General features: G+C 42.1%; 11 protein-coding genes. 6 read left to right on the top strand and 5 right to left on the bottom strand.

Translation table 11 applies throughout. The features are described 5' to 3' along the window. Window positions 1–157: 157 nt before the first annotated feature. Window positions 158–352, bottom strand: a complete 195-nt coding sequence (locus ACTCNA_RS10755; protein ID WP_462947919.1) for a 4Fe-4S binding protein — start codon at window positions 350–352, stop codon at window positions 158–160. Window positions 353–526: 174 nt separating this feature from the next. On the opposite strand from ACTCNA_RS10755, the gene ACTCNA_RS10760 reads away from it, so the two are divergent. Then, a complete protein-coding gene (locus ACTCNA_RS10760) occupies window positions 527–1336 on the top strand; it encodes a ZIP family metal transporter (protein ID WP_462947920.1) in 810 nt (269 codons plus the stop codon). 48 nt (window positions 1337–1384) lie between these two features. Here ACTCNA_RS10760 and nth read toward each other — a convergent pair whose 3' ends face one another. Then, complete coding sequence (gene nth, locus ACTCNA_RS10765) at window positions 1385–2020, bottom strand: endonuclease III (protein ID WP_462947921.1); 636 nt, start codon at window positions 2018–2020, stop codon at window positions 1385–1387. A 212-nt stretch (window positions 2021–2232) separates the two neighbouring features. On the opposite strand from nth, the gene ACTCNA_RS10770 reads away from it, so the two are divergent. After that, window positions 2233–4131, top strand: coding sequence for an ABC-F family ATP-binding cassette domain-containing protein (locus tag ACTCNA_RS10770; RefSeq protein WP_462947922.1), 1899 nt, complete (start codon window positions 2233–2235; stop codon window positions 4129–4131). 72 nt (window positions 4132–4203) lie between these two features. Here the strand turns inward: ACTCNA_RS10770 and ACTCNA_RS10775 are convergent, their stop codons facing one another. The 3 genes from ACTCNA_RS10775 to ACTCNA_RS10785 are packed head-to-tail and all read right to left on the bottom strand — an operon-like array spanning window position 4204 to window position 7566. Further along, window positions 4204–5409, bottom strand: coding sequence for a sodium ion-translocating decarboxylase subunit beta (locus ACTCNA_RS10775; RefSeq protein WP_462947923.1), 1206 nt, complete (start codon window positions 5407–5409; stop codon window positions 4204–4206). A 3-nt stretch (window positions 5410–5412) separates the two neighbouring features. Next, complete coding sequence (locus tag ACTCNA_RS10780) at window positions 5413–7299, bottom strand: biotin/lipoyl-containing protein (protein WP_462947924.1); 1887 nt, start codon at window positions 7297–7299, stop codon at window positions 5413–5415. A gap of 15 nt (window positions 7300–7314) precedes the next feature. After that, window positions 7315–7566: an OadG family protein gene (locus ACTCNA_RS10785; protein ID WP_462947925.1), complete on the bottom strand. Its 252-nt coding sequence runs from the start codon at window positions 7564–7566 to the stop codon at window positions 7315–7317. A gap of 641 nt (window positions 7567–8207) precedes the next feature. Here ACTCNA_RS10785 and ACTCNA_RS10790 point away from each other — a divergent pair. From ACTCNA_RS10790 to ACTCNA_RS10805, 4 genes are all read left to right on the top strand, one after another. After that, the gene (locus ACTCNA_RS10790) at window positions 8208–8768 is read left to right on the top strand and encodes a hypothetical protein (RefSeq protein ID WP_462947926.1); all 561 of its coding nucleotides are present in this window, start codon (window positions 8208–8210) and stop codon (window positions 8766–8768) included. A 39-nt stretch (window positions 8769–8807) separates the two neighbouring features. Beyond that, window positions 8808–9314 carry a DUF4252 domain-containing protein gene (locus ACTCNA_RS10795; RefSeq protein WP_462947927.1) on the top strand — a complete coding sequence of 169 codons (507 nt, stop codon included), beginning with the start codon at window positions 8808–8810 and terminating at the stop codon, window positions 9312–9314. Window positions 9315–9451: 137 nt separating this feature from the next. Then, window positions 9452–10219, top strand: coding sequence for a DUF432 domain-containing protein (locus tag ACTCNA_RS10800; RefSeq protein ID WP_462947928.1), 768 nt, complete (start codon window positions 9452–9454; stop codon window positions 10217–10219). Continuing rightward, on the top strand, window positions 10219–10451 hold a 233-nt coding region (locus tag ACTCNA_RS10805), incomplete at its 3' end, for a hypothetical protein (RefSeq protein ID WP_462947929.1). The genes ACTCNA_RS10800 and ACTCNA_RS10805, both read left to right, overlap by 1 nt.

The following is a 10451-nucleotide window of genomic DNA, read 5'->3' on the forward strand; positions in this document are numbered from 1 at the left end:
AGTATATAAGAACCAATAAAAGTATCTTTTCGATTTTAACTGCTGCCAAAAATCATGGGAAACACGCCAATTTTATTATTTTCGGGATTTTAAGGCATAAAAAAAGCCTGACTTACATAAAGAGCCAGGCCTGCCATTTTTTTATGTTTTCCGGATTTTATTCGTCAATCGATATACATTCTACCGGGCAAACTTCAGCACATGAGCCACAGTCGTTGCAAACGTCAGGATCAATTACATAAATATCACCTTCAGAGATTGCATCTACCGGGCATTCATCAATACAGATCCCACATGCAATGCATTCATCAGAAATTTTATATGCCATACAAAAAAAATTATAATTTAACATGTACCGGGCGACAAATGTAAGAAGTTTAGGAATAAATCAAATATCCAAAATCAATAAATTGATGGTAGTAAAAATAAATAATTAAGAGATAGATCATTATCTCAAACCAGGTTTGTAATATTAGTTATCTTGTTTTTTTTATTTTTGTTTACCAAATAAATAACAATTTGTAAAATGGAATGGATTCTTCAATTTAATCCGGTGCTGCTGGCTCTTTTCGCAACTATTTTTACCTGGGGGCTCACAGCACTTGGCGCTTCAATGGTCTTCTTTTTCAAAAGAATTAATCAAAAAGTGTTGAATTCGATGCTTGGTTTTGCCGCCGGAGTAATGGTTGCAGCCAGCTTCTGGTCATTGTTGAATCCGGCCATTCAAATGACAGAAAAACAGGGGGGAATACCATGGATTCCGGCTGTGGTAGGATTTTTAGGGGGAGGCGCGTTTCTTTTGTTAATCGATGTAATATTGCCCCACCTACATCTCGACCGTAAACGAAGCGAAGCAGAGGGAATTAAAACTACGTGGAAAAGAAGTGTTTTACTCGTTTTGGCTGTAACAATTCACAATATTCCGGAAGGACTGGCAGTGGGAGTTGCATTCGGCGCTTTGGCAAGTAATCCGGGAGCAGGGGCCCTGGCCGGTGCCGTTGCCCTGGCGATGGGTATCGGGTTACAAAATTTCCCGGAAGGAGCAGCCGTTTCTGTACCACTTCGTCGCGAAGGCTTCTCGCGGTTAAAGGCTTTTAATTACGGTCAGTTATCGGGGGCCGTAGAACCGATTGCCGCGGTTTTAGGGGCGTGGCTGGTATTGCTCATGAAGCCGCTTCTGCCTTACGCATTATCATTTGCAGCCGGTGCAATGATTTTCGTGGTGGTGGAAGAGCTCATTCCGGAATCGCAAAACGGGAACGAAACTGACTATTCCACCGTCGGTGCAATGCTGGGTTTTGCTGCCATGATGCTGCTCGATGTGGCACTGGGATAGAATCTCATTTTACGATTTCATAAGTTGAATTTATGCTAAAAAACCGATTCACATTTCTTGATGGTATTTGCAAACTTCGGTCAATCCGCACTTTTTACACTTGGGATTCCGCGCAGTGCAAGTATATCGTCCGTGCAAAATAAGCCAATGGTGCGCCTGGGGCACCAGTTCCTGTGGTATATATTTCATCAGTTGCATTTCGGTAGCCAGCGGAGTTTTTGCATTTTGGCTCAACCCAATGCGTGCAGCTACCCTGAAAACGTGTGTGTCAACCGCCAAAGCCGGTTTCTGATACACAACAGAGGCAATAACATTTGCTGTTTTCCGCCCTACTCCCGGCAACTTTTGCAAATCGTTAACATCATCGGGCACTTTTCCATCAAAAAGATCGAGCAGTTTGCGTGACATGCCAACCAGGTGTTTGGCTTTATTGTTGGGGTACGAACAGCTTTTTATGTATTCGAACACCTCAGCTGGTTCGGCCTGTGCCATTTCTTTGGGGCCCGGGTAACGTTTCAGCAGTTCGGGAGTTATCAGGTTCACCCGTTTATCCGTACATTGAGCCGAAAGTATGACAGCAACAATAAGATGAAACGGGTTTTTATATTCAAGCTCGGTTTCTGCTACCGGCATTGTTTCCTGAAAATAACGGATAACATATTCAAACAATTCCATTTTTCGCATAAAATTTAATTTCTTTCAAAAATAGTCGAAAAATTTTTCAAAAAAAGTGTAACAAAACGACATAAGTTGAGTCATACGAACAGAAGTTACTAATAACCCATTTCTCCCCCTCTATAGAAATGGTTTTAGATTAGTTAATTAAACAGACGTGAAAAGCCGGTTAACGCCGGCTTTTTTAATCAGCATTTTCTATTTTTGCCAAAAATTGTTGAATGAAACCATATCTGCAAGCAGAAAATCTTTCGAAGCGTTGGGGCGAGCTCATGCTTTTCGAAAATATATCGTTTACCCTGTTCGAGGGTCAAAAAGTTGCTTTAATTGCCCGCAACGGCACCGGTAAATCCACATTGCTCGATTTACTGGCCGGGAAAGATTCGCCCGATTCAGGAACCATTACCATTTCAAACGATATTGAAATGGGCTATTTCGAACAAATTCCGCGGTTAGATCCAGAACATACAGTTCATCAGGAAATCTTCAAAGCCGACAATGAAAAGATGAAAACCGTGAAGGAATTCGAACTGGCAATGGAGCAGAATAACCAGGAAAGAATCACCCAATTATCGGCTAAAATGGATGAGCTGGGAGCCTGGGACATTGAAGTTGAGATAAAACAGGTACTCACCCAGCTCAAAATAAACCACCTGGATCAACTGGTTAAACAACTTTCAGGGGGTCAGCAAAAACGGCTGGGCCTGGCAAAAGTACTCATCAACAAACCCGATCTCCTGATTCTGGATGAACCAACCAATCACCTCGATTTGGAGATGATTGAATGGCTGGAAACCTATCTTGGGAAATCCAAATCAACGCTGCTCATGGTTACGCACGACCGGTATTTTCTCGACCGTGTTTGTAACGAGATTATAGAAATGGACGATAACCAGATTTACAACTACCAGGGAAATTACTCCCTGTTTCTGCAAAAGCGTAACGAGCGTATTGAAATGCAGCAGGCATCTGTTGCCAAGGCTCAAAACCTGCTGCGCACCGAACTCGACTGGATGCGGCGTATGCCAAAAGCCCGCGGTCACAAGGCAAAATACAGGGTCGATTCATTTTATAATTTAAAAGAAAAAGCCTCAAAAAAAATTGGCGAAGAAAGTATTGATTTGAATGTGAAATCGGCACGATTGGGGAAAAAAATAGTGGAGACCGAACACCTCTCCAAATCTTTTCCGGGAGTGAAGTTAATCGAAGATTTTTCCTATAAATTTTCGCGTTTTGAAAAAGTGGGCATTGTGGGGAAAAACGGCACCGGGAAAACCACTTTTTTAAACCTGATAACCGGAAGAATAAAGCCCGACAGCGGGAAAATTGAAATTGGTAAAACCATTAAATTTGGCCATTACCGGCAGAAAGGAATTACGTTCGATCCCAAAGAAAGGGTAATCGATGCGGTGAATAAAATTGCCGAAGTAATCTATTTTGAAGATGGTTCGCAAATGACGAGCTCGCAGCTGCTGACCCGTTTTCTTTTCCCGCCCGAGATGCAGTACAATTTTATTGAAAAATTGAGTGGCGGTGAGCAGCGACGGCTTTACTTATGCACAGTTCTGATGCAAAATCCAAATTTTCTGATTCTGGATGAGCCCACCAACGACCTCGATATTATGACCCTGAATGTGCTGGAAGAGTACCTCGGGCTGTTCGAGGGATGTATGGTTGTGGTTTCGCACGACCGTTTTTTCATGGACAAAATTGTGGATCACCTTTTCATTTTTGAAGGCAACGGGAAGATCACCGATTTCCCCGGAGATTACACTACCTACCGGAAATCGGTTGAAGCGCAGCAGAAGGAAGAAAATTTAAAAAATGCTTCCGAAAAAAAAGCCGAAAGAAATGAGCAAAAGCAAACTTTGAAAAAAGGCCCCAAAAAGAAACTCACGTTTAAAGAAAAGCAGGAAATGGAAGCGATCGAAAAAGAAATTGCAACCCTTGAAGACGAAAAAAATGAGCTGGAAACATTACTGAATTCGGGCGAACTCCCGCATGAAAAGTTGTTTGAAAAATCACAAAAACTGGGGCAAATAAAATCAGCTATCGACGAAAAAGAGTTCCGCTGGCTCGAGTTAAGCGAACTGGACAGTCAGTTAAAAAACAATAAATGAACAGTGGCATTTAAGCAAAAAAGGCCGGTCTAATTCAAGCCCGGCCTTTTTTGAAACATGCCTTTCAGCCTATTAAACCAGCGAAATAAGCACACCGGCAGCAACTGCCGAACCAATAACACCCGAGATGTTACTTGCCATGCAGTATTGCAAAATGTGATTACCCGAATTGTATTTCAGTGCCAGTTCATTGGCCACCCGCGAAGCCATAGGCACGGCACTCAGTCCGGTGGCTCCAATCAGCGGGTTAATCTTTTTGGTTACAAAAAGGTTATAACCTTTCACGGCCAATATCCCTCCGGTAATTGAAAGGGCAAAAGCTATAAAACCTCCCACAATAATCCCCAGTGTTTTGGGTGTCAGAAATACATCAGCCGTCATTGTTGCTCCCACTGTAAGTCCGAGGAAAATAGTGGCAGTATTCATAATCGGCCCCGAAGCAGCATCGGCCAGGCGGCTGGTGGCAGTTCCCACCTCTTTTACAAGGTTGCCGAACAGCAACATCCCCAGCAATGGCACTGACGAAGGCACAAAAATTGCCACAATGGTTCCCAGCAAAATTGGAAAAATAATTTTAACGGCCTTCAGGTTCTTGATTTTCCGTTTCGACGGATATTTTTTATCCATCTCTTTCATGTTGATTTTAAACTCTTTCGGGGTAATCAGCAGCTTAGACACCAGTGGTATAATAACCGGTACCAAAGCCATGTATGAATAGGCTGCAATGGCAATTGGTCCCAAAAGATGCGGAGCCAGTTTTATGGTTGTGTAAATGGCCGTAGGGCCATCGGCACCGCCAATTATGCCCAGCGATGCGGCTTCGTTCAGGTTAAAACCCAGCAGAATTGCACCAATTAGCACAGTGAAAATTCCGATTTGGGCAGCTGCCCCAAAAAAGGCCAGTCGCAGATTACGGAGCATCGGGCCAAAGTCGGTCAGCGCCCCTACCCCCATAAAAATGATGGGGGGCAAAAATCCTGTTTTAATGAGCGAATAGTACAGGAAATTCAGAATTCCAAACTCGTTCGCAATCTCAAACAAGTTTTTGTAACGCCCTTCCCCCAGTTCTATATTCGATGCATCAACAATTCCCATTTCGGCCCCCGGGAAATTGGCTACCAATACGCCAAACCCGATGGGAATGAGCAACAACGGCTCATATTTTTTCTTTATGCCGAGGTAGAGCAAAACAAATGCAATGATCCACATCAGGACAGTTTTCCAGGTGATTGCCCCAAAAGCTGTCATTTCAAATAAATTCGAAAAAATCTCCTGCATATGTTATTGCATTTTTATAATTATGTCATCCTCGTCAACCGCGTCGCCATTGTTAAGGCAAATTTCCACAATTTTTCCTGCCTCTTCGGCCAGGATGGCATTGTAAGTCTTCATTGATTCGATGTATCCTACAACATCACCTTCTTTTAATTCATCACCCTCTTTTATGGCTTTTTCAGAAGCATCTTTGGTGAAGAAGAACTTTCCTTCCAACGGTGCTGCTACCTCTTTTACATATCTTCCGGGTACCGCTTTTTCCCGTGTTTCCTTTTCGGGCGAAACACTTTCTTCTTTTTGCGCGGCACCATTCGATTCTGCGCACGAAACATTCACAACAAATTTTTCACCGTTGACCTCCACATTAAGTTTTTTAGGTTCGCATTCATTGGATTTAGCTGCGGGAGCTGCCGGGGCTTCAGTTTTTTCTTCCTCTGCTTTTTTCTCCGCAAGGTCGGCTTCAAAAGCTGCTTTGGCCTGGCCCGATTTGTACGCCCTGTACTGTTCAGGGTGCATAGCCAGCTCAAACAACTCTTCATCATCTTCACCAAAATCCCAGTTGTTCTCTTTCATCTCCTTGCGGAACTCATCCAGTTTGTCCGGGTACAAATCCTGCGGATTGCCGGTATAAAACTCCCTTCCCTGCTCTTTTGCCAGCTCAACAATTTCAGGAGCCAGTTCGCCGGGCAGTTTTCCTGATTTGCCGAGTATCATATCCCAGATATTGTCGGCTATCATCGACCAGCGTTCTCTGCCTTTTTCAAGCTGAATAACATTCATTAACGCCAGGTTTTTCACGTACTGGCTGAATGGAGTTACCAGCGGCGGATAACCAAGCATTGGCCAGATATGCGCCACTTCGTCGAATAATTTAACGAGTAACTCATCCTGGGTAAGTTCCGGTTTCCCGTGTTTCGACATCCATTTGTTCAGGCTCGAAAGATTGTTTTCAAGGTCGGCCATAAGGCTGCCCATCATTCCGCCCGGCAACCCCGGACCAATCAGCAGTGAATTCATCAGCCGGTTGCGCGGGTTAATATAATAGCCCAGAAAGTCGTCGATGAAACTCTGGGTTAAAGCGCGAACGTGCATGTAGGCTTTCATATCTATATCCGGAACTTTAAATCCTGCATCTTTGAGCATTGCCTGCACGGCCAGTAAATCAGCATGGCCAGTTCCCCACGAGAGCGGTTCCATGGCCACATCCACATAATCGGCACCGGCGCGTGCAACCTCCAAAATCGAGGCCATCTGGAATCCAGGCCCGGCATGTCCGTGGTACTGAACCGGTGTTTTGGGATGGCGATCTTTAATATTCTTTACAATTTTCCCGAGAAATGCCGGACGGCCAATACCGGCCATATCTTTCACGCAAATTTCATCGGTTCCCATCTCAATGAGTTTGTCGGCCAGTTTGGTGTAATATTCCACTGTATGCACTTCCGAAAATGTTAAACTCATGGCAGCCTGCGAAATCATACCGCCCTCTTTGGCATATTTTATCGAACCTTCGAGGTTGCGCGGGTCGTTTAATCCACAGAATGAACGTGCAATATCAGTTCCCTGTTTCTTTTTTACTTTATACATTAACTTACGCACATCGGCCGGCACGGGGCTCATGCGAATTCCGTTGAGGGCACGTTCGAGCATGTGGGTTTCAATGCCGGCATCGTTAAAGGGTTGTGTCCACTGCCGGTTGGCCACGTTCGGATTTTCCCCGAAAAGCAGGTTGATTTGCTCAAAACCACCGCCATTGGTTTCTACACGGGCAAAACATCCCATATCTACGATTGCTGGTGCAACTTTCAGCAACTGGTCAACTGTTGGAACATATTTACCCGACGATTGCCACATGTCGCGGTACAATAAACTAAATTTAATTTCTTTTGCCATGGTTATTTTTTATGATTATTCTTTTTCAATTTTTGTGATTTTACCTTTCCCCCCGGTGTACGTCTGAACAGCAGCAACTATTGCAGCCATTTTATTTGCGGTAACTGAGCTGCCACCTTCCGTTCCTTTTCCTTCGGGAAGCGGCCAGAATTTATTGGTGAGCAGGATTAAAACATTGCCAACAACAACCACCATCCATAAAATCAGAAGTACGGTTATCATTCCCACTACAAGGATTGAAACTGCATTACTTAATATTCCTTCCATATACTTTATTTGATTTTTTTGTTTATACGTTAAAAAATAATCCGGGCCAGTTAAATTAACTGACTTTAAAATTGCAATTGGCTGTAAAAAAAGAAATGTAGATTAAAGAGAAGTTTCGTTTACGCTAACGGAACACTCAAAATTTTTTCCTTCTCACAAAATTTCTTCCCGGGTGGTGAAACATTCGATTCAAATTGCGGGCTCACCTGATTTTTATTTTTTAAAAAAAGAGTGTTCATGATTGCAAAAATGAATCATTTTTGATGGATAATCTTATAAATTCATAAAGAACCGAATTAATTTAAGACTTGTTTAACTTGCCGTTAACACTGCGTAAATATTCCGTTTCTGAAGAATTAGAAAACAATTACACTGCCGGCTAATCCAGAGAGAGTTATGTTTTTTGAGCGAAAAATAAATTGTTAATGTTCAGGATTTTTTTGTGTTTCAAAAAATAGCTGACAAAAAAACAGAATGATGTAATGAAAAAAACTGTTGCTCGTCTTACCTTTGAAAACCTGCTAAAAAGCAGTTGAAAAAACAGAAAAGCAGATGGTTGCAAGTGATTTTAAAACGAGGGTTTTACCGGTAAGTAAAAAGTTGCTGCGGTTTGCAACATATTTTTTGAAAAATGAATTCAAATGGAAACACAAGAAGTAAAACAATTGCTGCAACGCTATTTTAATGGCGAAAGCTCAGAAAATGACGAGCAGAAACTGCAAGCTTATTTTCATTCGGGAAATGTGGCTGCTGAGCTGGAAGAATATGCCGGATTTTTTGGAGGAATTTCTGAATTATCAAAAACAGCAAATGACGATTCCATTGAAAATGAGGTGATGAATTACATTTTGGAAAACGAAGCAGAGGAAAAAACGAAATACCGCACGCTTTGGAAAACTGTTACCGGGATTGCCGTCTCAATCATTATCGTTGTGGGCGGGCTCCTGCTCTACCAGCAGCAAGATAAAACGTACGAAGATACTTTTGAAAATCCGGAAGTGGCTTACGCCTATGCTGAAGAAATCCTGGAATATGTTTCAGCCAAATACAACAAAGGCCTGGCAAAACTTTCGAATTTCGATAAACTGCGGTCCGGCACGCAACCCCTTAAAAAAGGAGTGAAACCGGTGAATGAATTTTTTACAAATATTAAAAATCTGGATGCTGAAAATGCAGAATCTACTGCCCGGCAATCAGAATAGATCAAAAACAATAATTACGAATACAAAAAATGATAAGTCATGAAAAAGTTAGTTTTAATCTTGGCAGTTATACTGCCCCTGGCAGTGCTGGCACAAAAATCGCCTGTTGACAGATTATTCGAAAAATATGCCAACAAGGAAGGATTCACTACCGTAAACATTTCAGGTAAACTGTTGGGGGTTGCTGGCAAGGTTGACTCGAGCGATCCGGCTACCAGCGAAATGTTATCAAAACTCACCGGAATCCGCATTCTTTCAGTTGAAAATTCGGAAATTACAGGTAAACTCGATTTTTACGAAGAGTTGAGCAAGGATGGTTTCTTTGACAACAACGAATTTGAGGTACTGATGGAAGTTACTGAATCGGATGAAGTAGTTCGCTTCCTGGCAAAAGATGCAGAAAACGGAAAATTTTCCGATTTAATCCTGGTAGTAGGAGGCGATGACAGCGCACTTATCAGCATCCAGGGAATAATTGACCCGGAAAACATCGGGAAAATTACTAAGGCTGTGGATATCGACCTGGATGGAACAAACCAGTTTTGAGGAAGTGAATAAACAGCCAGGAGCTATTAAAAACAGGGGAACGAAAAAAGCCAATCCGCTTTATCCTTTCCCTTTTTTTATTTTCAGTACCTACATTGGCGAATGTTTTTTAAATTAGACAGCAAATTTTACTGATAATGAAAACATCTCCGCTATTTGGAACACTGCAAATTCAACCGGGCGAATTCCTTGTAAAAGAATATGAAAATTTTTCACTCGGCATAAAGCGTGAAAAGGAAGGCTGGATATTGTTAAGTTTTGAAGGGGGTTGGCCTTTCAAAAACGAAACACCCGATTTTTCAGAAGGAGAATATTACCAGACCGGAAAAGCCAATACGCTGCTGCTTGCCCCTTCGCTTCCAGCAAAGCCGCTGGTTTTTATGGACAGTAAATTAAATGTTTCGCCCAAACAAAAATTAACTTTTTCCCTCAAAATTCCGCTTACCATTCAGGCCTATTTTGCCAAAAAATCGTCGGATAACCTGCTTAAAGAATTTGAAACGCAACGTTTGTCCAATACCTGGTTTGGAGATCCCGACAGCGGAGAACCTGCATTTACGCTCGGTAGCGATTTCTTTTTTAACCCGGACGATGCCCGGCTGCAGCCGCACGAGGCACTTTGTCCTGTCAGTATTTTAAATTCATCTTCTACAGTGCTGAAAGTGGAGCGGATGATTTTACGGGTTGAGAATATGGCGCTTTACAAAAACAACGATAAAATTATTACCAGTTTAGCCGCGCTCGATTATAAAGGAAAAGATATTATAAGCATTGCCGAGTACCGGGTTTCCAAAAAAATACACGGCGAAAAAGCTGAAATAATTGCCAAACCGAAGAGCTCAGTTTCGAAAAATATACTGAAAATTAATTTCCATTTTATTAAAAACATTTATAAATCAGAATAATGAATTTTGACTGGTCGAAATATTTTAATGCAGCTACCCTCGAGAAAATTTTATTTCTTGTAATTGTGATTGTTATTGGTGTGGCCATTATTTATGCCATTTCGTTTTTAATCAGAAGAATCCTGCCTGCAAAATGGTCGAAGCAGCGCAAAATGGTAATCAACCGGGCTATTCTTTACACCGGGTATATTGTGCTGTTTTTTATTGTTATTTCTGAAATGAACATTGATTT

This window comes from Tangfeifania sp. (assembly GCF_055108615.1).

What these genes read in the sequence shown, in the direction of transcription:
- ACTCNA_RS10755 (WP_462947919.1), bottom strand. Translation starts at nt 352, where the DNA reads ATGTTAAATTATAATTTTTTTTGTATGGCATATAAAATTTCTGATGAA.
- ACTCNA_RS10760 (WP_462947920.1), top strand. Translation starts at nt 527, where the DNA reads ATGGAATGGATTCTTCAATTTAATCCGGTGCTGCTGGCTCTTTTCGCA.
- nth (WP_462947921.1), bottom strand. Translation starts at nt 2,020, where the DNA reads ATGCGAAAAATGGAATTGTTTGAATATGTTATCCGTTATTTTCAGGAA.
- ACTCNA_RS10770 (WP_462947922.1), top strand. Translation starts at nt 2,233, where the DNA reads ATGAAACCATATCTGCAAGCAGAAAATCTTTCGAAGCGTTGGGGCGAG.
- ACTCNA_RS10775 (WP_462947923.1), bottom strand. Translation starts at nt 5,409, where the DNA reads ATGCAGGAGATTTTTTCGAATTTATTTGAAATGACAGCTTTTGGGGCA.
- ACTCNA_RS10780 (WP_462947924.1), bottom strand. Translation starts at nt 7,299, where the DNA reads ATGGCAAAAGAAATTAAATTTAGTTTATTGTACCGCGACATGTGGCAA.
- ACTCNA_RS10785 (WP_462947925.1), bottom strand. Translation starts at nt 7,566, where the DNA reads ATGGAAGGAATATTAAGTAATGCAGTTTCAATCCTTGTAGTGGGAATG.
- ACTCNA_RS10790 (WP_462947926.1), top strand. Translation starts at nt 8,208, where the DNA reads ATGGAAACACAAGAAGTAAAACAATTGCTGCAACGCTATTTTAATGGC.
- ACTCNA_RS10795 (WP_462947927.1), top strand. Translation starts at nt 8,808, where the DNA reads ATGAAAAAGTTAGTTTTAATCTTGGCAGTTATACTGCCCCTGGCAGTG.
- ACTCNA_RS10800 (WP_462947928.1), top strand. Translation starts at nt 9,452, where the DNA reads ATGAAAACATCTCCGCTATTTGGAACACTGCAAATTCAACCGGGCGAA.